18 protein-coding genes are annotated in these 24,971 nt (G+C 74.6%); 6 read left to right on the plus strand and 12 right to left on the minus strand.

Going from position 1 to position 24,971, the window contains the following annotated elements; genetic code table 11:
* Positions 1–10: 10 nt before the first annotated feature.
* From ABD363_RS25225 to ABD363_RS25235, 3 genes are all read right to left on the minus strand, one after another.
* A complete protein-coding gene (locus tag ABD363_RS25225; RefSeq protein WP_344607440.1) occupies positions 11–1,408 on the minus strand; it encodes a M20/M25/M40 family metallo-hydrolase in 1,398 nt (465 codons plus the stop codon).
* A gap of 102 nt (positions 1,409–1,510) precedes the next feature.
* Positions 1,511–3,049: a substrate-binding domain-containing protein gene (locus ABD363_RS25230; RefSeq protein WP_344607441.1), complete on the minus strand. Its 1,539-nt coding sequence runs from the start codon at positions 3,047–3,049 to the stop codon at positions 1,511–1,513.
* A 106-nt stretch (positions 3,050–3,155) separates the two neighbouring features.
* Positions 3,156–5,222 carry a serine/threonine-protein kinase gene (locus tag ABD363_RS25235; protein ID WP_344607443.1) on the minus strand — a complete coding sequence of 689 codons (2,067 nt, stop codon included), beginning with the start codon at positions 5,220–5,222 and terminating at the stop codon, positions 3,156–3,158.
* A gap of 371 nt (positions 5,223–5,593) precedes the next feature.
* On the opposite strand from ABD363_RS25235, the gene ABD363_RS25240 reads away from it, so the two are divergent.
* The 3 genes from ABD363_RS25240 (at position 5,594) to ABD363_RS25250 (ending at position 8,668) form a co-directional block, all read left to right on the plus strand.
* Positions 5,594–6,949 carry an aspartate aminotransferase family protein gene (locus tag ABD363_RS25240; protein WP_344607445.1) on the plus strand — a complete coding sequence of 452 codons (1,356 nt, stop codon included), beginning with the start codon at positions 5,594–5,596 and terminating at the stop codon, positions 6,947–6,949.
* A 194-nt stretch (positions 6,950–7,143) separates the two neighbouring features.
* On the plus strand, positions 7,144–7,845 hold the full coding sequence (locus ABD363_RS25245) for a GntR family transcriptional regulator (RefSeq protein ID WP_344607447.1): 702 nt from the start codon (positions 7,144–7,146) through the stop codon (positions 7,843–7,845).
* A gap of 172 nt (positions 7,846–8,017) precedes the next feature.
* Entirely contained in the window at positions 8,018–8,668 is a 651-nt protein-coding gene (locus ABD363_RS25250) for a hypothetical protein (RefSeq protein WP_344607449.1), read from the plus strand.
* 6 nt (positions 8,669–8,674) lie between these two features.
* On the opposite strand, the gene ABD363_RS25255 is transcribed toward ABD363_RS25250, so the two are convergent.
* The 3 genes from ABD363_RS25255 to ABD363_RS25265 all read right to left on the minus strand — a co-directional run bounded on the left by ABD363_RS25255 (position 8,675) and on the right by ABD363_RS25265 (position 15,038).
* Positions 8,675–13,084 (minus strand): caspase, EACC1-associated type, encoded by a 4,410-nt coding sequence (locus ABD363_RS25255; protein ID WP_344607451.1) that lies wholly within the window; start codon positions 13,082–13,084, stop codon positions 8,675–8,677.
* On the minus strand, positions 13,081–13,590 hold the full coding sequence (locus ABD363_RS25260) for an effector-associated constant component EACC1 (RefSeq protein WP_344607453.1): 510 nt from the start codon (positions 13,588–13,590) through the stop codon (positions 13,081–13,083). The genes ABD363_RS25255 and ABD363_RS25260 overlap by 4 nt, the downstream gene beginning before the upstream one ends.
* Before the next feature lie 164 nt (positions 13,591–13,754).
* Positions 13,755–15,038: an adenylosuccinate synthase gene (locus ABD363_RS25265; protein ID WP_344607455.1), complete on the minus strand. Its 1,284-nt coding sequence runs from the start codon at positions 15,036–15,038 to the stop codon at positions 13,755–13,757.
* A gap of 186 nt (positions 15,039–15,224) precedes the next feature.
* Between ABD363_RS25265 and ABD363_RS25270 the strand changes: the two genes are divergently transcribed.
* A complete protein-coding gene (locus tag ABD363_RS25270; RefSeq protein WP_344607457.1) occupies positions 15,225–16,079 on the plus strand; it encodes a diacylglycerol kinase family protein in 855 nt (284 codons plus the stop codon).
* A 172-nt stretch (positions 16,080–16,251) separates the two neighbouring features.
* Here ABD363_RS25270 and ABD363_RS25275 read toward each other — a convergent pair whose 3' ends face one another.
* Positions 16,252–16,749, minus strand: coding sequence for a GbsR/MarR family transcriptional regulator (locus ABD363_RS25275; RefSeq protein ID WP_344607459.1), 498 nt, complete (start codon positions 16,747–16,749; stop codon positions 16,252–16,254).
* 103 nt (positions 16,750–16,852) lie between these two features.
* Between ABD363_RS25275 and ABD363_RS25280 the strand changes: the two genes are divergently transcribed.
* Together ABD363_RS25280 and ABD363_RS25285 are read left to right on the plus strand one after the other, a co-directional pair.
* The gene (locus ABD363_RS25280; protein ID WP_344607461.1) at positions 16,853–17,785 is read left to right on the plus strand and encodes an ABC transporter ATP-binding protein; all 933 of its coding nucleotides are present in this window, start codon (positions 16,853–16,855) and stop codon (positions 17,783–17,785) included.
* On the plus strand, positions 17,782–19,386 hold the full coding sequence (locus ABD363_RS25285) for an ABC transporter permease (RefSeq protein ID WP_344607463.1): 1,605 nt from the start codon (positions 17,782–17,784) through the stop codon (positions 19,384–19,386). Before ABD363_RS25280 ends, ABD363_RS25285 begins: the two co-directional genes overlap by 4 nt.
* Before the next feature lie 173 nt (positions 19,387–19,559).
* On the opposite strand, the gene ABD363_RS25290 is transcribed toward ABD363_RS25285, so the two are convergent.
* The 5 genes from ABD363_RS25290 to ABD363_RS25310 form a co-directional block, all read right to left on the minus strand.
* Positions 19,560–20,765, minus strand: coding sequence for a cytochrome P450 (locus ABD363_RS25290; RefSeq protein WP_344607465.1), 1,206 nt, complete (start codon positions 20,763–20,765; stop codon positions 19,560–19,562).
* Positions 20,766–20,822: 57 nt separating this feature from the next.
* Entirely contained in the window at positions 20,823–21,488 is a 666-nt protein-coding gene (locus ABD363_RS25295) for a response regulator (protein WP_344607467.1), read from the minus strand.
* Positions 21,485–22,846, minus strand: a complete 1,362-nt coding sequence (locus tag ABD363_RS25300; protein WP_344607469.1) for a sensor histidine kinase — start codon at positions 22,844–22,846, stop codon at positions 21,485–21,487. The genes ABD363_RS25295 and ABD363_RS25300 overlap by 4 nt, the downstream gene beginning before the upstream one ends.
* A gap of 97 nt (positions 22,847–22,943) precedes the next feature.
* On the minus strand, positions 22,944–23,606 hold the full coding sequence (locus ABD363_RS25305; protein ID WP_344607471.1) for a response regulator: 663 nt from the start codon (positions 23,604–23,606) through the stop codon (positions 22,944–22,946).
* Positions 23,603–24,958 (minus strand): sensor histidine kinase, encoded by a 1,356-nt coding sequence (locus ABD363_RS25310; protein ID WP_344607473.1) that lies wholly within the window; start codon positions 24,956–24,958, stop codon positions 23,603–23,605. Before ABD363_RS25310 ends, ABD363_RS25305 begins: the two co-directional genes overlap by 4 nt.
* Between the last annotated feature and the right edge of the window lie 13 nt (positions 24,959–24,971).

Here is a 24,971-nt window from a genome sequence, read left to right on the forward strand (position 1 = left end):
GCCCGGCCCGTCAGCTCTGCGGGTCCGGGAACGCCACCGGGCTGCGCAGCCCCGCCCGGTCGACCGCCCGCACCCCGAAGAACACGTTGTCCTTCGACAGGTCCACCTCGTGGCGCGTCACGTCCCCGACCGGGACGACATGGGTCCACTCCGGTTCCGTCGTCTCGCGCCAGACGATCTCGTAGCCGGCCAGGTCCGGCTCCGTGCCGCGGGTCCACACCAGCTCGGTCGCGTTCGTCAGCGTGGCCGTGACGATCTTCGCGTCGCGGGGGGTGTCCGGGGCCTGGGCCAGGGTCCACAGGGTCGCGGCGTTCACCCGGGCCACCCGCGCGATGTAGTCGAAGTCGCAGAACTCCGGCAGGTCGCCGTACTGCTTGCCGGTCTCGTCGACCCTGACGTCCTGGTGCTGGTGGGCGAAGTCCTCGGCCGGCTCGGTGAAGCGGGCGGCCGGGCAGCCGCGTTCGAGGAAGGGGATGTGGTCGCCGCCGCGGCGGTAGCGGTCCCGGCGGTGGATCACGCGGACGCGCATGCCGGTCGCGTCGTTGTCGGCCACGTCCCGGACGAAACGGGCCAGCTGGCGGGTGGCGGAGTCGTTCTCGCCGCCCACCGAGCGGCGGATCGCCGCCTGCTCGGGGGTCTCGGAGGAGGGGACGCCCTCCGCGAAGAGGCGGACGGTGTACGGGTCCCTCGTGCCGTCGTCCGCCGTGAAGCTGCCGACGATGTCGTTGGTGAACATGGCCCGGACGTCCGTCCCGGCCTCCTCGAACCGCTGCGCCATGTGCGCCGCCCCGTACAGGCCCTGCTCCTCCCCCGCCACCGCCGCGAACACGATCGTCGACGCCGGGCGGCGCCGGGCCAGCACCCGGGCCAGTTCCAGGACCACGGCCACGCCGGACGCGTCGTCGTCCGCGCCCGGCGCGTCGGACGTGGCGTCCATGACGTCCGTGGCGCGGGAGTCGTAGTGGCCGGAGACCACGTAGACGCGCTCCGGGGTCACCGAGCCGCGCAGGGTCGCGACGACGTTGGTGATGCGGGTGGCCGTGGGGATGCGGGACGCCGGCTGCTGGACGTACGACTGGAGTCCGGCCGTCATCCGGCCGCCGGAGGCGGCGGCGTACGAGCGCAGTTCGGCCAGGAGCCAGTCGCGGGCCGCGCCGATGCCGCGGTCCGGGTCGTCCTGGGCGGAGAGGGTGTGGCGGGTGCCGAAGGAGACCAGCTTGCGGACCGTCGCCTCGATGCGGAACGGGTCGATCTCCCGCAGCAGGGCGCGCAGTTCGCGCCCCGGGGGCTGGGCGGTGGCCGGCGGGCGGGAGCCCGGCCGCGCGCCCCCCGACCCGCCGGTCGCCGCGGCGGCCGTCCCGTCGGTCGCCGCGGCGGTCAGCGCCGTCGCGCCCGTCGCGGTCAGCACCGCTCTCCTCGTGGGACCCATGCGTCCTCCCCTGGCCGGCCCGGTCACGCACACCCGCTCATGGTCGTGGACATATCAAGAATCCTCAAGGGCGGACCGGCGTCACCCGCACAGCGCCGGGTCCCGCAGGCACGGCAGGTGCCCCTTGTCCCGGATCACCTTCTGGCTGGTGGCCTCGTCGAGATAGGCGAGGAAACCGGCCGCGAGGGAGCCGGGGCGCCGGGCGCCGTAGGTGTAGGCGTACTCGACGTCCCGGTACGGGTAGCGGCTGCCGCCCCGCTCGATCTGCTCGTCGTCGGGCCGGTCGCCGTCCAGGGGCACCTCGCGCACGGCGTCGCCCCGCTGCTCGGCGAGACCGAGCTCGCTGTAGCCGATGGCCCCGGGCTGCTCCGCCACCTTGTCCAGCACGTCCCGGGTGGTGGCCAGCTCGCAGCGGGTGACCGCGCCGCCGGCCGGTCCGGGCGCGCAGTCGAGGGAGGTGCTCGGGGCCTTCTCCCAGCCCCTGAGCACCCGCTCCTGGAAGATCTGCCGCGTCCCCGACTCGTCGCCCCGGCTGACCAGGACGACGGGCAGGCCGTCGATCGCCTCCCGCCCGGGCAGGACCTGCCCCCAGTGCGTGTACTCGCCCGCGTAGATGCCCCGCACCTGCCGCAGGGACAGGCCGTGCTCGCCGAGGTCGACGTCCGGGTGGACGACGAGGGTGAAGACGGACAGCGCCACCGGCTCCCCCACCAGGCCCCAGCGCTCGCCCATCGGGCCGTCCGAGAAGGCGATCACCGACCGGGCGTCGTCCTCCGACCGCTCGCCCAGCCGGGAGAGTTCGGCGACGCCCTCCTCGCTGCCGCGGGTCTCCACCGCGATGTCGGCGCCCTGGCACTTGTCCTCGTACTGCCGCGCGAGCGTCTCGACGACGGGCTCGAAGGCGGTCGAGCCCGTCACCGTCAGCCGGCCCTGCTCGCACTCGATCGGGTTGCCGTCGCGGAAGACGATGATGCCCGCCAGCCCGAGCACGGCGAGCGTGAGCAGCGCGGTGAACAGCCGGGCCGGGAAGCTGAACAGACGCGGCTTCTCGTCCGGCCGGGCCGCGCTGTTGCGGTGCACCGCGCCGTCCTGGAGGCCGCCGATCAGCCTGACCCCGCCCTCCACCTCGCCGCCGGACAGCAGCACGAGCAGCTTGAAGTGGTGGCCGGGGTTGAGCGGGACCCGCGGGATGTACACCCGGTTGCCCTCGTAGCGGAAGCCGCGCTCGGCCGTGAAGTGGTCCGTCAGGTGCTCGATCCCGGACGGCTGGGTGACGGAGACGGCCTGGATGGTGCGCCCGGCGAACTCGGCGGTCAGGCCGTGCGGCTGGTCCGCCGGACCGGTGTAGTCGGTGGCGACGATGCTCTGCGAGCCGTCGTTCTCGATCCGCAGCAGGACGAGGGTCGCGTCGGCCATCACCGGGACGTCGAACTCCCCCAGGCGCGGGTTGGGCCGGCCCGACCGCGCCTCGTCGCCGATGGGGCTGTCCATCTGCACGCGGTAGCCGATGCGCTTGCGGCGCGGCACCCGGCGGTCGTACCAGAGCATTCCCGCGGACGCGGCGATGCCGAGCACCGCGGTGCCGACGGCCACGAGGTTCTCCGTGCTCAGCCACTCCACCGGTGTCCCCCGCCACTCCAGAGCCGCATCGTGGGGTCACACCGTAGGCCCGTACGACCGGCCGGTCAGGACCCCGGAGCAGAAGTTCGCCGTACGTTCAACCAGCTCACCGCCGGGTGTACGTCAGGGTCTCCCCGGTACTCACGTTCACCCGCCGGAGCCGGCCGTCCGCCAGCAGGGTGATCTCGGTGGCCTCCCCCGGCGAACAGGACGAACGCGGCCGCCCGACGGTCACCGTGGAGGGGCCGACCCGCAGCGGGCCGTCCGCCCGCGGCGCCTCGGTCAGCGCGGCCTGGAACACGCAGTGGTAGGTGCCGCCGCCCGCGGGCCCCTCGGCGGTCAGGGACAGGACCGTGTCACCGACCTCGCCCTGCTGGAGGGTGAGCCGCCGGGTGTGCCGGCCGTCGGCGTTGTCGATGGTCGTGGTCCAGGTGCCCAGGTAGGCCGCCGGGACCGCGCCGTCCGCCGGCGCCGAGGTGCCGGCGGTGGCGGTGGGGGAGGGCGTCGGGGACGGGGTGGGGTCCGCGGGGCCATCGGTGGCGGCCGGGGCGGCGGCGGCGTCGCCGCCCCGGCCGCCGCCGGCGCCGCTCATCAGCGCGTACACCGAGCCGCCGGCGGCCAGCGCGACGACCAGGGCGACCGCCACCAGCAGCACCGTGGAACGCCCGCTCCTGCGCGGCGGCTCCTGCGGGGCCGCGGGGCCGCCGTACGGGGGCGGCCCGTACGGCGGGGTGGCGCCGGGGCCGCCGTACGGCGGACGGGACGCGGCTCCCCCGGGCGCGCCCGGGGCTCCGGGCCAGGCGCCGGGGCCGGGCTGGTGCGGGTAGCCGTAGGCCGGCGGGTGCTGGGGCTGCTGCGGGGAGCCGTACGCCGGGGGCTGCTGGGGCTGCTGGGGCTGCTGGGGCTGCTGGGGGAAGCCGTACGCCGACGGCTGCCGGGAGTCGCCGTAGGCCGAGGGCTGCCGGGGCTGCCGGGGGAAGCCGTACGCGGCGGAGGCGGGCGGGGGCGACTGCGGCGGGGGCCCGGAGGTGCCGGGCGGGGGCGCCGCGGGCGCGGACCCGTTCCCCTGGCCCGCGACCGGCATGGGGGTGTGGTTCAGCGGCGTCCCGCCGCCGGACTGTCCCGGGGGCGGGACGGGAACCGGCCCCGGGCCCGTGCCCCCCTGCGGGACGACGACGTCCGGGGCGGCGGCGTGCTCGGGGGAGGCGTACCCGGGCGGGGCGCCGGGACGGGGCCGGGCGCCGGACGCCCCCTCCGGGTCCTCCGTGTCCAGCAGCCGCACCGCGTGCCGCCCCAGCTGGGCCACCAGGGCGCTCGGCAGCCAGGGGTCGCGGGAGCGGCCGTCGGCGACGGTGTCGTCCGCGCCGGTGCGCTCCAGGATCCGGTCCAGCGTCGGACGGGCGCCCGGGTCCTTGCGCAGGCAGTCGCGGACCAGGTCGGCGATGCCCTCGGGCACGCCCGTCAGGTCGGGCTCCTCCTCGGCGATGCGGAACATCAGGGCGTGCACGCCGCTGTCGGCGCTGCCGAAGGGGAGGGAGCCGGTCGCGGCGTAGGCGAGCACCGCGCCGAGGCAGAAGACGTCGCAGGCCGGGGTGATCCGGTCGCCGCGGACCTGCTCGGGCGCCATGAAGCCGGGCGAGCCGACGAGCGCGCCGGTCCGGGTCAGGCCCCCGTCGGTCACGGTCTGGAGCGCCCGGGCGATCCCGAAGTCGATGACGCGCGGGCCGTCGATCGTCACCAGCACGTTGGACGGCTTCAGGTCGCGGTGCACGATCCCGGCGGCGTGGATGTCCTTCAGCGCGTGCGCGAGCCCGGCCGCGAGGATGCGCACCGACCGCTCGGGCAGCGCCCCGTGGTCGCGCCCGACGACCTGCTGCAGGCTGGGCCCGGCGACGTACCCGGTGGCGACCCACGGCACGGCGGCCTCGGTGTCCGCGTCCAGCACCGGCGCCGTCCAGTACCCGCCGACCCGCCGCGCGGCCTGCACCTCCTGCCGGAACCGCGCCCGGAACTCCTCCCGCGCGGCCAGCTCCTCGCGCACCAGCTTCACGGCGACGGTGCGGCCGCGGTCGGACCGGGCCAGATAGACGTGCCCCATCCCGCCCGCACCGAGCCGCGCCAGCAGCCGGTACGCCCCGATCCGGGGCGGATCCCCCGGCCCCAGCTTCTCCATCGCAGGCCCCTCCCCGCAGCGCGCCCGTGCAACGGCTCCACGATAGTGCGGGCGCGCGCGAGGCCGGACGGGCCCGCGTCCACGGTTCCGTAACAGCCGCCGGCGGCCCGCCCGGCGCCTTCGGCAGCCGCCGCGGCGGGCCCGCCTCCCCGGCCGGATGGCCGGCGTGGGCCGCGGGGCCGGGTCCGGCGCGGGCACCGGCCCGTCCGCCGTCGGCGACGGGACGTCGCCACCGATCCGTCGGCCACCCGTCGTCGGCCACCCGTCGTCGACCGTCGGCCACCCGTCGTCGACAACGTGTCGCGGAAACCCCCGCACCGCGGACAGGACGCCGATACCGCTTCCGCGGCGCGGGCCTCTACGCTCCCCGCATGACCCCTCAGCCGAATCCTCAGGCCGGTGCCGCCGTGAAGGCCGCGGACCGCGCGCACGTGTTCCACTCCTGGTCCGCCCAGGAGCTCATCGACCCGCTCGCCGTCGCCGGTGCGGAGGGCTCGTACTTCTGGGACTACGACGGCAGGCGCTACCTCGACTTCACCAGCGGGCTCGTCTTCACCAACATCGGCTACCAGCACCCGAAGGTGGTCGCCGCGATCCAGGAGCAGGCGGCGCGGATGACGACCTTCGCGCCCGCGTTCGCCGTCGAGGCGCGGTCGGAGGCGGCCCGGCTGATCGCCGAGCGGACGCCGGGCGACCTGGACAAGATCTTCTTCACCAACGGGGGCGCCGACGCCGTGGAGCACGCGGTGCGCATGGCGCGGCTGCACACCGGGCGGCCGAAGGTGCTGTCGGCGTACCGCTCGTACCACGGCGGCACCCAGCAGGCCGTGAACATCACCGGCGACCCGCGCCGCTGGGCCAGCGACAGCGGCTCCGCGGGCGTCGTGCACTTCTGGGCGCCCTTCCTGTACCGCTCCCGCTTCTACGCCGAGACCGAGGAGCAGGAGTGCGCCCGGGCGCTGGAGCACCTGGAGACGACGATCGCCTTCGAGGGCCCGTCGACGATCGCCGCGATCGTCCTGGAGACGATCCCGGGCACGGCCGGGATCATGGTGCCGCCGCCGGGCTACCTGGCGGGCGTGCGGGAGATCTGCGACAAGCACGGCATCGTGTTCGTCCTGGACGAGGTCATGGCCGGGTTCGGGCGGACCGGCACGTGGTTCGCGGCGGACCTGTTCGGCGTCGTACCGGACCTGATGACCTTCGCCAAGGGCGTGAACTCCGGGTACGTGCCGCTGGGCGGGGTGGCGATCTCCGAGAGGATCGCCGAGACGTTCGCCCGGCGGCCCTACCCCGGCGGGCTGACGTACTCCGGGCACCCGCTGGCCTGCGCGGCCGCCGTCGCGACGATCAATGTCATGGCCGAGGAGGGCGTCGTGGAGCACGCCGCCCGGCTCGGCGCCGAGGTGCTCGGGCCCGCGCTGCGGGAGCTGGCCGAGCGGCACCCGAGCGTGGGGGACGTGCGGGGCGTCGGCATGTTCTGGGCGCTGGAGCTGGTCCGCGACCGCGAGACGCGCGAGCCGCTGGTGCCCTACAACGCGGCCGGCGAGGCCAACGCCGCGATGGCGGCGTTCGGCTCCGCCGCGAAGGCCGCCGGGCTGTGGCCGTTCGTGAACATGAACCGGACCCACGTGGTGCCGCCGTGCAACATCGCCGAGGCCGATTTGAAGGAGGGCCTGGCCGCCCTGGACACCGCGCTGTCGGTGGCCGACGAGTACACGGAGTAGGCGGAGCAGGAGGGCGGGGCCGGCCTCCCGGCCCCGCTCCCTCCGGCCGACAGACTCGGCCGAAGAGGGGCTACGCGGGTCAAACCGCACACCTGAACGCGTAAGGTGGCGTGCTCACAGACGCGCATCTCGTAAACATGTACGAGGACATGTCCGTGCACGCCACCCGAACGCGACGAGGAGACGCCCCCACCATGCCCGCCAGCACCGGCAGCGGCGCCGTGACGCGCAGCACCCTGCGACAGCAGATCGCCGACGCGCTCCGCGACGAGGTGCTGGCCGGACGGCTCAAGCCGGGACAGGAGTTCACGGTCAAGGAGATCGCCGAACAGTACGGGGTGTCCGCGACACCCGTGCGCGAGGCCCTCGTCGACCTCTCCGCGCAAGGGCTCCTCGACGCCGACCAGCACCGGGGCTTCCGGGTGCGCGAGTACTCGGTCCGTGACTTCCGCGGCATGATCGAGGCCCGCAGCCTGGTCATCGACGGGATGTTCCACGCCCTCGCCGACCGCCGCAAGGGCTACCTGCGCCCCGACGACCCGCTCGTCGCCCCCGCCCTCGCCGGGGTGCGCCGGCGAGGCGAGGAGGCGCAGCGCGCCGCCTGCGCCGGGGACCTGCCCGTCCTCATCGGCTACGACCTGCGGTTCTGGCGCGAGCTCAGCGCCCTGTTCGGCAACCCCTACCTGGCCGACTTCCTGCACCGCCTGCGCGTGCAGACCTGGGTGTGCACGGTGCAGCACCTGTGCCGGCCGGTCGAGCTGCGCGGCCGCCTGTGGTCCGGCCACACCGAGCTGGTGGACGCCCTGACGCGCCACGACACCGCGGCCGCCCGCGCGATCGTCGCCGCGTACGACACCCACTCCCTGGCCCTGGTCGAGCGGCTCGCCGCCGGGTGAGCGGGCGGTTCGCCGCCGGACACCGCACGAGCGGGGGCCCGCCGGCGAACGACCGGCCCGCCGCGCGCTGCGGGTGGACGCCCGGTGGGTATGGGACCTGCACGAGGGAAGCCGCCCTCGTACGGCACCGACTACCCTGCCTTGACCACCATGCTGTGTGAGGAGCCCTCTTTTGGCCTGTGACCTGTGGCTGGTACCGCTCGTCGACGTGTTGTGCCACACGCCGGACAACCCGTTCGCCGAGGAACTCGCGCAATACGACAAGGTGCTCGCCGAGGCCGGGCTCCCGCCGGTGCCGGTGTACCCGTACATGCCGGGGCTGTCCGGGGACGTCGCCCCGGTCGCCGGCTTCGACTACGACGCCCTGCACTTCCTGCGCCGGGCGTACCTGCTCCAGGTGTGCGGCCTGCCGGTGACGCCGGTGGACGAACTCGGCGGCGACTACCAGCAGTTGCTGGAGATGTTCGAGACCACCGCCCAGCAGTCGCACCTGGTCTGGCACTACGACCACGCGGGCGCGTACGTCCCCGTGGACTTCCCGCACCCCCTGGCCGACGACGAACTCCTCGCCGGCGGCGGCCCGCTGGGCTCCTCCCACGCCCTGCTGCGGGAGCTGCAGTTCGTCGCCCCGGCCATCGGCATCGACCCGGCCAACCCGCCGGCCGCTCCCCAGCCGCCCCCGGGCCCCACGGAGCTGGAGGAACCGGCCGCCCCCTCCGCGTACGACCCCAGCCCCTTCGCCCGCGAGCGCCACGTCTGGCTGGGCCTGCACGCGGCGGCGACCCGGAGCCTGGCGCAGGGGTCGATGATCGTGTTCAGCTGAGGCCGGTCACGGACAGGACGCTTCGTACGGCTGGCCGGGAACGTACTCGTCCCACTCGTCGCGCGTCAGGCCGCCGCCGGCGATCTCGCAGGCCGTGCCGACGGGATCGGCGCTGACGCGCGCGAGGTGGGCGGTGTCCCAGATGACGGCGTTGCCACTGGCGTTTACGGTGGTGATCTGACGACCGTCGGGACTGAAGGTGACCAGGTTGGCGAGCCGGTCGAGGACACCGAGGGAGCGGGGGTGCGCGGGATCACCGACGTCGTAGAGGGTCACCACTCCCTCGGAGGTCATCTCGACCAGCAGGTTCCCACCGGGGTGGAAGGCGAGTCTCCGCGTCAGGTCCGTGTTCTCGACGCCCTCGGTCCCGCCGCGGGATCGTAGGTCGCCGGAGTCAAGGATCTCCCACATTCGCACGCGCTGGCTCGCGCCCCAGTCGCCGGCCGCGAGCATGTCGCCGTCCGGATGGAGGGCGAGAGCCAGGCTCGTGGGAGGCAGTGCGTCACCGGTCAGCCTGGAGATCACTTTCCTGGACCGGCCGTCCACCAGGGACATGCCGACCAGGACGAGCCGGCCGTCCGAGCTGAAGGAGACCACCGGGCCCGTAGCGTCCGTGTCCAGCGGTTCGGGCTTGCCCGCATCGTGTACGTCCCATACTTGCGTCCAGGGCCCGGGGCCCCTGCCGATGATGCCGTCAGCGGTACGCGCACCGCTGACGCCGACCGCCCAGAGCACCGGTGCGTCGGGGGCGAAAGCCAGGGAGGCCACACGGCCCCGGGAGGTCAGAGGGCGGCCGATCGGCCTGGGGGTCGCTCTCCGGAGGTCCCACAGTCGTATGAGCCCGTCGTCGCTGCCGGTCGCAAGGGTCCGTCCGTCGTGGCTGACCGCGATCGCCCCGACCTCGGCCTGATGTGACCGCAGCACCCGGGGCTCCCCGCGTCCGGTGATGTCACGAAGCACCACGCTGCCGTCGGCATTGCCCGTGATCAGGGTCTTGCTGTCCGGGGAATAGGCGACCGAGGCGATGTCCACCGGATCGTCGACGCTGTCGTACGGGGTGGGTCCCGGTTCCGCCACGGTCCTCCAACGGGCGGTCACGCCGGCGCGGTCCGTGGAGACGAACGTCGAGTCGTCGGCGGCGAAGGCCAGGGACGTGATCGTGTCCTCGTGCAGACTCAGGGTCGCCGTCCGTTCGGGAGCGGTTCCGGAAAGGTCCCACAACACGATTTTGTTGTCCCGGCCACCGGTCACCATGGTGCTGCCGTCGTGACTGATCGCGAGAGCCGTGATGGCGCGTGAGTGGGCGATGGCCTCCGGCGATCGCTGTACGGGTGCGGCCGGGTCGCTGACGTCCCAGGTCTCCACGATGCCGACCAGGGAAATGATGAGAGTGCGGTCGTCCGGGGTGAGGGCCACCGGGCCGTCGGCCGTGGCCACCGAGGCTCGTTTGCCCGGATTCTCCGGACGGCTGACGTCCATCAGGATGCCGTTGTGGAACACGGTCCTGCCGTCTTTCCACTCGGTCTCGGCGGTCGTCACGAGAAGGCGGCCGTCCGGGCTGAACATCACCGAGGCGGTACGCGAGACGCGCTCGTCGTGCAGCAGTTCCGGCTCGGCGCCGCCCGCGATCCGCCACAGCCGTATTCCCCGGTCGTTCGCCACCGCGAGCAGCCGACCGGTGGAATCCAGCGCCAGGGAACGCGTTCCATCGGCCCGGGGCAGGGTGGCGAACGCGCGGCGAAGGGAGTCGGTCCGCCACAGTCCCACGGTGTCGCCCCCGCAGGACACGGCCAGGATCCGGCCGTCCCCGCTGAACGCGCGGCTGCCACCCTGGTACGCGCATCCGTCCACGGTACCGAGCCGCGTGCTCCGCCCGGCCGCGGCCACGTCCCACAGCACCAGCCGCTCCCGCGTCCCGTCACGCGCGGCCAGCAGCTCGCCGTCGGGGCTGAGTTCCCCAGCCGTCGGCGTGGCCCCCGCGACGGAGCTACTGCCCAGGAAGCGGCCCTGCACCAGTGTGTCGAACACCGCCGCCCGGGCGTCGGCCGAACGCTGCCCCCGGTAGGCGGCGAGTCCGAGGCGGAGCGAGGTGCGGGGCTGTGTCCCTCTCAGGTTCCGGGCCTCGGCCACTATGGCGTTCTCCACGGCCAGTTGTCGCTGTTCGGTGGCCTGCCCGCGCTGCTGGAACGCCGCCCCGCCCGCCAGCAGCGCCAGGCACAGGGCGACCGCGACGCCGGTGAGCGCCTGTTTGAGGCGCCGTGTCCGGCGCTGCTCGCGGTCCCGTTCGGCCCGCGCGGTGGTGCGGCTGGCGTCCAGGAACTCCCGGTCCAGCGCGCGCAACGACCGGACCCGCGCCTCCGCCCACGAGTCCACGGCGGCCAGCCGGGTGCCCCGGTAGAGGTAGGCGGGATCGCGTCCGGCGGACTCCCAGGCGTCGGCGGCCTCCTCCAGTTGCTGGCGGCGCAGCAGTTCCGCCCGGTCCTCCTCGATCCAGCGGCGCAGCCGGGGCCAGGCGCGCAGCAACGCCTCGTGGGAGATCCGCACCTCGGCCCGGTCCACGGTGACCAGCCGGGCCTCGGCGAGCCGGTTCAGGACGACCGTCCCGGTGCGCTGCCGGCTCGGCGTGAATCCGTCGAGCAGCGCGTCGGAGCCCGTACGGCGCCGCACGACGGGTTCGGTGCCGTCGGCGGTGAGCTGCACCAGGCGCAGCAGCATCTCGCGCAGCACCTGCCGGCCGGCTCCGTCCAGGGACTGGTACAGCGCCTCCGTCGTGGTGGTGACCGAGTGCCAGATCCCGCCGGTCGCCTGGTAGCCGGCGAGGGTGAGCGTCGCCCCGCTGCGGCGCAGCCAGGTCTCGCGCAGGGCGTGGGCGAGGAACGGCAGCGCCGCGCCCGGACCCGGGCCGGCGGCATCGTGTTCCTGACCCTCCCGGTGGCTCCGGTGGCCCTGCCGCAGGTCGTGCAGCAGGCGGTCGGCGAGCCCCTCCTCCAGCGTGAGCCCGACGGCACGGGCCGGTTCCTCGATGGCGGCGTGCAGCGCGTCGTCGCTCATGGGCCGTACGGCCAGCTGCGCGTGCTCCAGGGCGTGGGCGAGTACCGGGTGGGCGAGGGCACTGCCGTAGTGGTCGGCGCGCAGGCCGAGGACGACGCGTGGGCGCCCGGGGGCGTCCCCGGTGAGCAGGGTGAGGAAGCGGGCGAGTTCCTCGCCGTCCCGGCAGCGGGTGAAGACCTCCTCGAACTGGTCGACGACCAGCAGCCGGCAGGGCCGCCGTCCCGCCAGCGGTGCCGGGAACCGGCCGGAGGAGAGTTCGCCGAGGGTGTCGTCCGTGCCCCGGCCGGTGGCCCGGCCCCAGAGTTCGGCGAGCGCGTGCAGGGGCCGCTCGTCGGGGGAGGGCAGCAGCAGGGCGGGCCAGGGGGTGTCGTCCCGGCCGGTCTCGTGGCGCCGCTCCAGGGCGGCCAGCAGCCCGGCCCGCAGCAGCGACGACTTGCCCACGCCGGACGCGCCGACGAGCACGACGGCCCGGGTCCGGTCCCCGGGTGCGCAGACCATGTCGAGCAGCCGGCCGGTCAGTTCCTCCCGGCCGAAGAAGTGCCCGCTGTCCTCGACGCGGAACGCCTCCATGCCGGGGTAGGGGCACGGCACGTCCGCCGGAGGCGTCGCGGCGGGCGGGGCGTCCGGGCGGTACGCGCGGTTGCGGGCGACGGCCAGCCGGCCGAGGTCGCCGTCGCTTCGGCGGCGCGGACGGACCGGCCCGTCCGCGAACTCCCGGTCCAGGGCTGCGTACAGGTGGTCCCAGGTCAGCCACGGCGGGCCGGCCGGGTCCCCCTCCTCCAGCAGCCGCAGCAGCCGCCCGCTGAACAGGGTGTACGGCTCGTCCTCGGGTGCGAAGGACAGGGCGAAGTGCGATGCGGAGCCGAGCAGGAGGCTGCCGTCGGGCCGGGCCGAGGCGTACGGTTCGCGCGGGCGGCCGTCGGCCGGTGCCGCGGCCCGCCCCGAGAAGCAGCAGTCGAGTACGACGACACCGCCCCCGGCGGCCTCCCCCAGCAGGTCCCGCAGCGTCCGGTACGGCACCGCGCCGGCGACCGATTCCGCGGACCGGGAGCCGTGCGTGGCGAGGTACAGCTCGTCGCGCGGCCCCAGCAGGCCATGACCCACGTAGTAGAGGAGTACGGTCCCCGTCGCCTCGGCGACCGCGGCCTCCACCGCGCCGACCACGTCCTGCGGCCCGGCGTCGCCCGGCACCCGCCGGACCTGTCCGGGATCCAGGCCGCAGACCTCGACCAGCACCCGCTGAAGCGCGTCCAGGGTGGCGTCCACGGACGGCAGGTCCGGCAGTGCGGATCCCGGTGCGTGGCGGCCGGTGCCGACGAGCACGGCGCAGGTCCCCGGCGAGGCGAGCGACGCGGCGGTGTTCATGAGGCGGGCGGACCGGCGTCACCCGGCTCTGCACGGCCGCCCGGCCGCCGCCTTTCGTCCGGCTCCGGATTCCCGTCCGGCTCCGGATTCCCGTCCGGCTCCGGATCCCCGTCCGGCTCCGGATCCCCGTCCGGCGCGGCGGACGGGGGATCGACCGCGGCGGCCAGTTGCTGCGCCAGCTCGGCCGTCTGCCGTGCGTCCAGCCCCTTCACCTGCGTCGTGGTGATGGTGATCTCCGTGCCGTCGGGCCGGGTGACCGTGACCGTCTGGCTGCCCCGGCGGCTCTGCACCCAGGCCACCACCGCCCCGGCGAACACCGCGGCCACCCCACCGGGCTCCAGCAGTGCGATCAGCGCGTCGGTGCCGGCTCCCATGGTTCCCGGCGGCGGAGCGGCGTCCCCGCCCTTCCGGATCCGGCCCCGCAGGCGTGGTTCGCCGGCCAGCCAGCGGCGCAGTTCGTGGGTACCGCCCGGATCGCTGCCCCGGGTGGTGACGACCAGGCGCATACTCCCCCAAATATGCTTCCACGTCAGCGAGTTGACGTCTCAAGCCTACCCGTTGGACCGCCCCGCACCACCCGCATCCCGCTACGCCGACGGCCCACGTCCCACCGTCCCCGGTGGAGCGTGGGCCGCCCTGTCCCGCTGCCGTGGTGAAGCGCCCGGAGGGATCAGAGGAACGAGTTGATCTCGATCGTCTGGTCGCGGCCCGGGCCGACGCCGATCGCGGAGATCGGGGCGCCGGACATCTCCTCCAGGGCCTTGACGTAGTTCTGCGCGTTCTTCGGCAGGTCGGCGAAGGTCTTGGCGCCCGTGATGTCCTCGGACCAGCCGGGCAGCGTCTCGTAGACCGGCTTCGCGTGGTGGAAGTCCGTCTGCGAGTACGGCAGTTCATCGACCCGCCTGCCGTCGATCTCGTACGCCACGCAGACCGGGATCTCCTCCCAGCCGGTGAGCACGTCGAGCTTGGTCAGGAAGAAGTCGGTCAGGCCGTTGACCCGGGTCGCGTAGCGGGCGATGACCGCGTCGAACCAGCCGCAGCGCCGGTCGCGGCCCGTGGTCACGCCCCGCTCGCCGCCGATGCGGCGCAGCGCCTCGCCGTCCTCGTCGAACAGCTCGGTCGGGAAGGGGCCGGCGCCGACGCGCGTGGTGTACGCCTTGAGGATGCCGATGACGCGGCTGATCCGGGTCGGGCCGACGCCCGTGCCGGTGCAGGCGCCGCCCGCGGTCGGGTTGGAGGACGTCACGAACGGGTACGTGCCGTGGTCGATGTCCAGCAGGGTGCCCTGGCCGCCCTCGAAGAGCACGACCTTGTCCTCGTCGAGGGCCTGGTTGAGGACCAGCACCGTGTCGGCGACGTACGGCCGCAGCTTCTCGGCGTAGTCCAGCAGCTCCTCGACGACCTGGCCGGCGGCGATGGCGCGCCGGTTGTACAGCTTGGTGAGGATCTGGTTCTTGACGTCGAGGGCCGCCTCGACCTTCTGGGTGAGGATCGACTCGTCGTACAGGTCCTGCACGCGGATGCCGACCCGGTTGATCTTGTCGGCGTACGTCGGCCCGATCCCGCGCCCGGTCGTGCCGATCTTCCGCTTGCCGAGGAAGCGCTCGGTCACCTTGTCGACGGTGACGTTGTACGGCGTGATGATGTGGGCGTTGCCGCTGATCAGCAGTTTGGAGGTGTCGACGCCGCGCTCGTTCAGCCCGCTCAGCTCGGAGAGCAGGACCGACGGGTCAACGACGACGCCGTTTCCGATGACCGGCGTACAGCCGGGCGACAGGATTCCGGAAGGGAGAAGGTGCAGCGCGTACTTCTGGTCGCCGACGACGACCGTGTGGCCGGCGTTGTTGCCGCCCTGGTAACGCACCACATAGTCAACCGACCCGCCGAGCAGGTCCGTGGCCTTTCCCTTGCCTTCGTCACCCCACTGAGCACCGAGCAGCACAAGTGCGGGCACGCGCGTACACCCCTTCCGGGCGGGGCATGTCCAAGGTCAGGGGCGTACGCGGAGGGTTTCCGCCGCGTGCACCGCGACCACCGTTGGCCGCCAACCGTCGGACCGGATGCCCCGGAATAGACGAAGCCCCTGGCGCAATAGCGCAAAGGGGCTCTTGCACAAAGATGCTACCCGAGGAAGCGAGGCATGGCCGAGGTGGCGACTTCCGCGACGCCCGATCAGCTGCTGGTGGTCATCGACCCGGTCGCCCGTCGGGCGGACGGCGAGTCCGTCCGGATCGCGAAGGACGTGCTCGGCGCGGGCGCGGCGGGCATGAAGCTGTGCCTGCCGGACGGCCCGGAGGAGTTCGCCCGCGCGCTCGCCCGGCGCGGATCGCGGCGGCCGGTGGTCGTCGGCGACGACCGGACGCTGGTCCGGGCGGTGTCGCTGCTGCACCGGCAGCGGGAGCTGGCGCACTGCGCCCTGGCGGTGGTGCCGGTGGGCCCGGCCCTCGCGCTCGTCCGGTCGCTGGGGGTGCCGACGGGGGCGGTGGCGGCGGCGCGGGCGGCGCTGGACGGGACGGAGCGGCGGCTGGACCTGCTGGCCGACGACAGCGACGGGGTGGTGCTGGGGGCGCTGCGCATCCCCCCGGTCTCGGCGCGGGAGGCCGCGGCGGCGATGCCGGCCCGGCCCTGGCTGCGGACGTACCAGTCCCTGGTGCGGACCCTGGTGCCGGTCCGCCCGCCCCGGACCGCGTCCGTGTCCGCGGCCGGGCCGGCCCGGCTGCGGGTCGAGGTCGACGGCGAGACCCTGGTCGACCTCGGCCAGCCGGTGGAGGCCGTGTCGGTCGCGCCGGGCGGTCCGGGGACGGCCGACGTCGAGGTGCGGCCGGTGTCGCTGGGCGCGGAGGCGGCGCCGCTGCTGGCGCGGGGCCGGACGGTGACGGTGTCGGGGGCGCACTTCCGCTACCGGGCGGACGCGGCGGTGTCCGGGCCGGTGGGCACGCGGACGTGGGAGGTGCGGGAGAGGGCGTGGGGGCTGGTGCTGCCGGGGGCGGGGTGAGGGGAGAGCCGGGAGTGGGGAGCGGGACCGGGCGGGGATGAAGGGGTGACCCGGCCGGGGCCCGGCGTCGGGCGCCGGGAGGGGCTCCTCCGGTACCGCGAGGGTCTTCTCGGAGACCGGGAAGGGCCCGTCGGGTGCCGGGAAGGGCCCGCCAGGGGCCGGGAAGGGTTTCTCAGGTGCCGCCGAAGGTCTTCTCGCGGTGCACGCGCCAGCGCTCCATCAGCGCGGCGATCTCCCGCTCGACGAACTCGAAGAAGGCGAGCGTCTCGGCGAGCCGGCGGCCCGCCGGGGTGTCGGCCCCCAGGCCGGTCACGCCCTCGCGCAGGGCGTCCTCCCAGCGCTTGAGGATCGCCTCGCGGTTGGTGAGCGACTCGTACCACTGATCGCTGTGCACCCGGTACCGCTCGCGCCGCGACCCGGGCTCCCGCTCGCGCGACAGCATGTGCACCTGCGCCAGGTAGCGCACCGCCCCGGAGACCGCTGCGGGGCTGATCCTGAGCTGTTCGCTCAGCTCGGCGGAGGTCAGGGCGCCGGAGTCGGAGGCGAGCAGCGCGGCGAAGACCCGGGCGGGCATCCGCGGCAGCCCCGCCTCCACGAGCTGCGCCGCGAAGTGCTCCACGAAGCGCGACACCGCCTCCGGGTCCCGGCGCGTCCCGTTCGCCTCCGTCATGCCCCGCTCATCTCCCCTGCTCAGCCGCCACCCGCAAGCGTACCGGCGATTCATCGACTTCATTAACTTCACAAATTTCTGAAAGAAGCGTACGTTCTGAAGCATGACGAAGGCACGCCCCGCTCTCGAAGCGTCCGGACTGCACAAGTCGTTCGGCCGGACGCACGCGCTCGACGGTCTCGACCTGAGGGTCGAAGCCGGTGAGGTGCACGGCTTCCTGGGGCCCAACGGCGCCGGCAAGTCCACCGCCATCCGGATCCTGCTCGGCCTGCTGCGCGCCGACGCGGGCACCGCGTCCGTCCTCGGCCGCGACCCGTGGCGGGACGCGGTGGAGGTGCACCGCCGCATCGCGTACGTCCCCGGCGACGTGACGCTGTGGCGCAACCTCTCCGGCGGCGAGGTCATCGACCTGTACGGCAGGCTGCGCGGAGGGCTGGACGCGAGACGCCGCGCCGAGCTGATCGAGCGCTTCGAACTCGACCCGACCAAGAAGGGCCGTACGTACTCCAAGGGCAACCGGCAGAAGGTCGCCCTGGTCGCCGCCTTCGCCTCGGACGTCGACCTGCTGATCCTGGACGAGCCGACCTCGGGGCTGGACCCGCTGATGGAGGCGGTCTTCCAGCGGTGCGTGCGGGAGGAGCGGGAGCGCGGACGGACGGTGCTGCTGTCCTCGCACATCCTCAGCGAGGTGGAGGAGCTGTGCGACCGGGTCAGCATCATCCGCAGGGGCCGGACCGTGGAGAGCGGTTCGCTGGCCGAGCTGCGGCATCTGACGCGGACGAGCGTCACCGCCGAACTCGCCGGGCCGCCGGACGGACTCGCGGGCCTGCCCGGCGTCCACGGCCTCGACGTGCGGGGGCGGCGGGTGCGGTTCCAGGCGGACACCGACGGGCTGGACGCCGTCCTCAGGGCGCTGACCGGCGTGGGCGTGCGCTCGCTGACCTCGACGCCGCCGACGCTGGAGGAGCTGTTCCTGCGGCATTACCGGGACGAACGGGACGAGCAGGGTGAGCGGGACGAGGCGGTGGCCCGATGACCGCCGCGGTCCTCCCCACCCGCTCCGGCGGCTCCCGCCCGCTGGCGGGCACGGCGGCCCTGGTGCGCTTCGCCCTGCGCCGCGACCGCGTGCTGATCCCGGTCTGGGTCGCGGTGAACGCGCTGCTGGTCCTCTCCATGCCGAACACGCTCGGCGGCCTGTACGGCACGGCGGCCGAACGCGCCGGCCTGCTGCGGCAGGTGGAGGCCAGCGCCTCCCTGCGCGCCCTGGTCGGCCCGGTCTTCGGCGACTCCCTCGGCGCGCTGACGGCCTGGCGCGTCGGCGTGTACGCGGGGGCGCTGGCCGCCGTGACCAGCCTGCTGATCGTCGTACGGCACACCCGCGACGAGGAGGAGAGCGGCCGTCAGGAACTGGTGGCGTCCGGCGCGGTGGGCCGCGGCGCCCCGCTGACGGCGGCCCTGCTGACGGCGCTGGCCGCGAACGCCGCCCTGGCCCTGCTGGTGACGGCCGGGCTGGCCGGGCAGGGCGCGGCGGGGGCGGCGGCGTTCGGACTCGGGCTCGCGGGCGTCGGGATGGTCTTCGCGACGGCGGCGGCGGTCGTGGCCCAGCTGACGGAGAGCGCGCGGCTGGCCCGGGGCCTGACGGCGGCGGCGCTGGGCGCCGCCTTCGTCCTGCGCGCGGCGGGCGACGCGGCGGCGGACGACGGCTCGTCCCCGCTGACCTGGCTGTCGCCGCTGGGCTGGCTGGAGAACCTGCGGGCGTTCGCGGGCGAGCGCTGGTGGGTCCTGCCGGTGCTGCTGGGAGCGGTGCTGGCGCAGGGAGCGGCGGCGTACGCGCTGGCCGGGCGCCGGGACGTCGGCATGAGCTTCCTGCCGACCCGGCCCGGACCGGCCACCGGCCGCCTGGGCAGTGCCGGGGCACTGGCCTGGCGGCTGCACCGGGGCGGCGTGCTGGGCTGGAGCGTCGGCTTCCTCCTCGCCGGGGCCGTCTACGGCGGGATGACCGACGCCGCGACGGATCTGCTCGGCGACAACGACGACGCCCGGCGCGTCATCGAGCGGATGGGCGGGCAGACCGGGCCGGCGGACGCGTTCCTGTCGGCGATGATCGGCGTGCTCGGGCTGATCGCCGCGCTGTACGTGGTGGCGTCGGTGCTGCGGCTGTCCGGCGAGGAGGGTTCGGGGCGCGCGGAACCGGTGCTGGCGGGCGCGGTGGGACGGCTGCGGTGGGCCGCCGGGCACCTGGTGGCCGCCTTCGCCGGCACCGTGTGGATCATGCTGCTCGCGGCGCTCGGCTTCGCCGCCGGTCACGGCGGGCGGACCGGGCCGATCCTGGCCGCGTGCCTGGTGCAGGTGCCCGCGGTGTGGGTGGTCGGCGGGGTGGCGGTGCTGCTGTACGGCCTGGTCCCGCGGGCGGCGCCGGCGGCGTGGGCGGTCGCCGGGGCGGCCCTGCTGATCGGCTGGGTCGGGCCGGCGCTCGACCTCCCCCGGGCGGTGCTGGACCTCTCGCCGTTCGGGCACCTGCCGAAGCTGCCGGGCGGGGCGATGGAGTGGGGGCCGGTGCTGGTCCTGACCGGGCTCGCGGCGGTGCTGACGGGGGCGGGGCTGGCGGGGCTGCGGCGGCGGGACCTGACGAGCTGACGGCCCGCCGGTCCCGTCGGCCGGCCGCCCCGTGACCGTCCCGGCCGCCGCGCAGTGACCGTCCCGGCCGCCGTCCCGTGACCGCCGTGGCGGCCTCCCCGAGGCGCGCAACGAGGCGCCGGGCCCCCGGCGCGCCCCGGACGCCTCGCCCGCGCGACCGGCCCGACGGGTGGTCACCCGACCTCGACGCTCAGCCCCTTCAGCCCCCGGATCACGAAGTTCGGCTTCCGCTCCGGCTCCGCCGCCAGGCGCAGGGCCGGGGCCCGCTCCAGCAGCGCCGTCATCGACGCCGCCAGTTCGATGCGGGCCAGCGGGGCGCCGATGCAGTAGTGGAGGCCGGCGCTGAAGGAGATGTGCGGGTTGTCCTTGCGGGCGAGGTCCAGGCGGTCCGGGGCGGTGAAGACCGCCGGGTCGTGGTTGGCGGAGCCGAAGAGCAGCGCGACCTCCGAGCCCCGCGGGATCACCGTGCCGTCGATCTCGACGTCGTCCAGGACCCACCGTTCGAAGAGCTGGAGCGGGGTGTCGTAGCGCATCAGCTCCTCCACGGCGGACGGGACCAGGGAGTGGTCCGCGCGCAGGGCCGCCAGCTGGCCGGGGTTGCGGAACAGGGCCCACCAGCCGTTGACGGTGGCGTTCACCGTGGCCTCGTGGCCCGCGTTCAGCAGCAGGACGCAGGTGGAGATCATCTCCTGCTCGGTCAGGCGGTCGCCCTCGTCGTGGGCCGCGATCAGGGCCGAGACCAGGTCGTCGCCCGGCTTCTCGCGGCGCTCGGCGATCAGCTCGCGGAGGTAGTCCGAGAACTCCACCGACGCGCGGACCGCCCGCGCCGCCGTCTCCTGCGACGGGTTCAGCTCGTACATGCCGCAGATCTCCGCCGACCAGGGGCGCAGCGGGGCGCGGTCCGCCTCCGGGATGCCCAGCATCTCGGCGATCACCGCGACCGGGAGCGGTTCCGCCACGTCCGTCAGCAGATCGCCCCCGCCCGCCGCCACCAGGTCCGCCGCCAGGCGGTCCGCGAGCCCCCGCACGTACGGCTTCAGCCGCTCCACCGTGCGCGGGGTGAACGCCTTCGACACCAGGCGCCGGATGCGGGTGTGGTCCGGCGGCTCCAGGTCGAGCATCCCGTGGTCGTTGAGCGTGTGGAACGGCTCGTGCTCCGGCGGGGGCGGGGTGCGGCCGAACTCCTCGTGGGTGAAGCGGTGCCGGTAGGTGCGGCCCAGGCGGCGGTCCCGCAGCAGCGCCGAGACGTCCGCGTGGTGCGGGACCAGCCACTGGCCGGTGGGTTCGTAGCGGATCACGCGGCCTCGGGCGCGCAGGTCGGCGTAGGCGGGGTACGGGTCGGCGACGAACGCCGGGTCCCACGGGTCGAAGGCTGACATGGACGGACGCTAGCCCGGCGGACCCCTGCCCGGCCAGGGGTCCTGGCGGCCGGTGGGTCAGCCCGGCGTGACCAGCCGGGCCTCGTAGGCGAACACCGCCGCCTGGGTGCGGTCCCTGAGGCCCAGCTTCACCAGGATCCGGCTGACATGGGTCTTGATCGTCGACTCGGCGACCACCAGCCGCCCGGCGATCTCCGCGTTGGACAGGCCCTGCGCGATCAGGACCAGCACCTCCGTCTCCCGCTCGGTCAGGTCGCCGTACGCCGACTGCCCGGACGGCATCGGGCGGGGGACGTCGGACAGCTTGGAGAACTCGGTGATCAGGCGCCTGGTGACCGAGGGGGCCAGCAGCGCCTCGCCGGACGCCACCACCCGCACGCCCTCGGCGAGCTGCCGGGCCGAGGCGTCCTTGAGCAGGAAGCCGGAGGCGCCCGCGCGCAGCGCCTGGTACACGTACTCGTCGAGGTCGAAGGTGGTCAGCACCAGCACCTTCGCCGCGCCGTCCGCGGCGACGATCTCCCGGGTCGCCTCGATGCCGTTCAGCTCGGGCATGCGGATGTCCATCAGCACCACGTCGGGGGCGAGTTCGCGGACCTTCGCGACGGCCTCCCGGCCGTCGACGGCCTCGCCGGCGACCTCGATGTCCGGCATCGCGTTCAGCAGGACGGAGAAACCCTCGCGGACCATCATCTGGTCGTCCGCGATCAGTACCCGGATCGTCATGCCCCGCCCTCACCCGCGGCGGGCACCGGCAGGAACACCGTCACCTCGTAGCCGCCGTCCTGCGTCGGGCCCGCCGTCATCTCGCCGTTCAGCATGGTCACCCGCTCCCGCATGCCCGTGATGCCGTGCCCGGCTCCCGGCGAGGGCTTCACCAGGGCGAGGTCCGGCGGCGGGTCGTTGACCACGCGCAGGCCGAGGCCGCCGAGGACGTACCCGATCTCGACGCGGGCGCGCGCGCCGGGCGCGTGCCGGAGGGTGTTGCTCAGCGCCTCCTGCACGATCCGGTACGCCGACAGCTCCACGCCCTGCGGCAGCTCGCGCACCGCGCCGGTCACCGCCTTCTCCACGGTCAGGCCGGCGTCCCGCACGTTGGCCAGCAGCCCGTCCAGGTCGGCGAGGGTGGGCTGCGGGGCGTCCGGGGCCTGGTAGTCCTCGGCGCGGACCACGCCCAGGACGCGGCGCAGCTCGGTGAGGGCCGCCACCGCGTTCTCCCGGATGGTGGCGAAGGCCCGTTCCAGCTCCGGCGGCGGGTTCTCCACCCGGTAGGGCGCGGCCTCCGCCTGGATGGCGACCACCGACATGTGGTGGGCGACCACGTCGTGCAGCTCGCGGGCGATGGTGGTGCGCTCCTCCAGCAGGGTGCGCCGGGAGCGCTCGTGCTCGGTCACCGTCTGCTGGGCGGTCACCTCCTGCCGGGCCTCGCGGCGGATGTGCCAGACGGCGACCGCGAGCAGCGCGAGGGCGGAGACCACCACCATGGGCCCGCCGTTCGTGTAGTAGTACGCCCCGCCGAAGACCACGTCCGTGAGGAGGGCGTACACGACGGTCAGCACCCACATCCACGCGGCGGTGCGGGGCCGGGTGCGCAGCGCCACGACGACCAGCACCGCCAGGTGGCAGATGAACGAGCCGGGCAGCCACGGCCAGTCGCCCTCGCCGCCGTGGAGGAACGCCACCACCACGGTCGCCCCCAGCGACAGCCAGAACGCGCCGACCGGCCGGACCAGCGTGGCGAGCACCGGGAGCGCGCACAGCAGGCCGATCAGCAGGGCCGGCACGTCCCCGCCGGGCATGCCGCTCCCCAGCACGCCGACGCCCAGGGCGAGCAGCGCGACCGCCCCCACCACCGCGTGCGGGAGGTGTTCCGCGGCCGGCCGCAGCCGGGCGGGCAGCCGGCCGGTGAACGGGCCGTCCGCGCGCCGGGGCGGCAGCGGGCGGTAGGCGAAGGCGTCGTGGAACAGGTCCTGGCGCAGTCCGCGCAGGGCTTTCTGGGCCAGCCGGTACTCCGGGCTGCGGAGGGTTCCGGCCCGGCCCCCGGACGCCGGGGCCTGCGGCTGCGGATGAGTGGTATCGGTCACGCCCACACGGTAGGCCGACCGGGTGGCGGCGGTCGTCCCCGTCGGGACGGGTTTCCCGGCGTCCGTCTCAGGTACTACACGGACCGCCCGGGGCCCTTCAGTACCCCGAGGGACGGACCAGACCCGACTCGTACGCGAACACCGCCGCCTGGGTGCGGTCCCTGAGGCCCAGCTTCACCAGGATCCGGCCCACATGGGTCTTCACCGTCTGCTCGGCGACCACCAGCCGCCCGGCGATCTCCGCGTTGGACAGGCCCTGCGCGATGAGCGCGAGCACCTCCGTCTCGCGTTCGGTGAGGCCGCCGACGCGTTCCCGCAGCGGCGGACGGGGCCTGCCGTCCAGGCGGGAGAACTCCGCGATGAGCCGCCGGGTGATCCCGGGCGCGAGCAGGGCGTCCCCGGCCGCCACCACCCGGACCGCCTCGGCGAGCTGATCGGCCGACGCGTCCTTCAGCAGGAAGCCGGAGGCGCCCGCGCGCAGCGCCTCGTACACGTACTCGTCGAGGTCGAAGGTGGTCAGCATCAGCACCCGGACGTGCGGGGTGGCGGCGGTGATGCGCCGGGTGGCCTCGATGCCGCCGAGCTCGGGCATGCGGATGTCCATCAGCACCACGTCCGGGGTCAGCTCGGCGACCTGCGCGACCGCGTCCAGGCCGTCCACCGCCTGACCGGCCACCTCGATGTCGGGCTGCGCGTTCAGCAGCACGGTGAAGCCCTGCCGGACCATCTGCTGGTCGTCGGCGATCAGTACGCGGATCATGCGGTGCCGTCCTTGGGAGGGGAGCCGGGAGCGGGGATCGCGGGGCCGGTGCGGGAGGGGACCGGGAGGAGGGCGCGGACCCGGTAGCCGCCGTCCGCCCCGGGACCGGCCGTGAGGCTGCCGCCGAGCATCGCGGCCCGTTCCCGCATGCCGAGCAGCCCGTGCCCGGCGCCGGAGGACGGCGGTGCCGCGCGCCCGGGCCGGGTGTTGACCACCTCCACCCGCAGCTCCCGCGGGCCGTAGGCGAGGGCGACGCGGGCGGTGGCGCCGGGGGCGTGGCGCAGCACGTTGCTCAGCGCCTCCTGCACGATCCGGTACGCCGACAGCTCCACGGCGGGCGGCAGCGGCCGGCGTTCGCCGGTGATCTCGGTGGTCACGGTCAGTCCGGCCGCCCGGGTGTTCTCCACCAGCGCCGGAAGCCGGTCGAGGGTGGGCTGCGGGGCGTGCGGGGCGGCGCCGGAACCGTCCTCGCCCGCGTGCGGGACGGGGGGCTCGGAACGCAGCACGTCCAGCACCCGGCGCAGTTCGGTCAGCGCCTCCACGGCGTTCTGGCGGATCCCGGCGAGGTTCTCCCGCAGCTCCTCGGGCGGGTCCTGGACCAGGTGGGGGGCGACCTGGGCCTGGATGGAGATGACGGACATGTGGTGGGCGACCACGTCGTGCAGCTCGCGGGCGATGCGGCTGCGCTCCTCCAGCAGGGTGCGGCGGGCGCGTTCCTCGGTGGTGAGCGTGGTCTGCCGCACCAGCTCGGCGCGGGCCTCGCGCCGGCCGCGCAGGGCGATGCCGAGGACGACGGCGACCGCGTACAGGACGACGGCGAGCTCCCCGGTGGGCTGGTAGTTCGGCCCGCCCACCAGGCCCTGGACGACGTAGGTGGCCAGCGCGGTCAGCGCCAGCGCCTCCGCGGACACCCGGGTGCGGACCCGCAGGGCGAGCAGCAGCGAGACGAGCAGGTGCCCGATGATCCCCGCGGAGGTCCAGGGCCAGGTGAACTCGTGTCCGTCGACGACCATCAGGGCGCGCACCGCGAACGCCCCCACCACCATGGCCGCCATCGACAGCCACCACGCCGGGACCGGCCGCCACAGCGCGAGCGCCACCGCGCCGCCCTGCGCGAGGGCGACGGGGAGGGCGAGCCCGAAGGCGAGCCGGCCGTGGTCCTGGAGCTGCGGCAGGTCCCCGGCGAAGATCCCGAGCGCGGCCAGACACACGATCCCGTGCGGCAGCCAGCGCAACCAGACCGAGGGGGGCAGAGGGTCGGCCCGCACGGTCCACAGGTCGTCCCGTAACACCCGCAGCCACCGCAGGGCGCGGCCCGTCCCCGTCTCCGTCACACCGCCCACCCTAGACACAGCCTGCTCCCGT

Source organism: Streptomyces glaucus (assembly GCF_039533365.1).
Lineage (GTDB): Bacteria > Actinomycetota > Actinomycetes > Streptomycetales > Streptomycetaceae > Streptomyces > Streptomyces glaucus.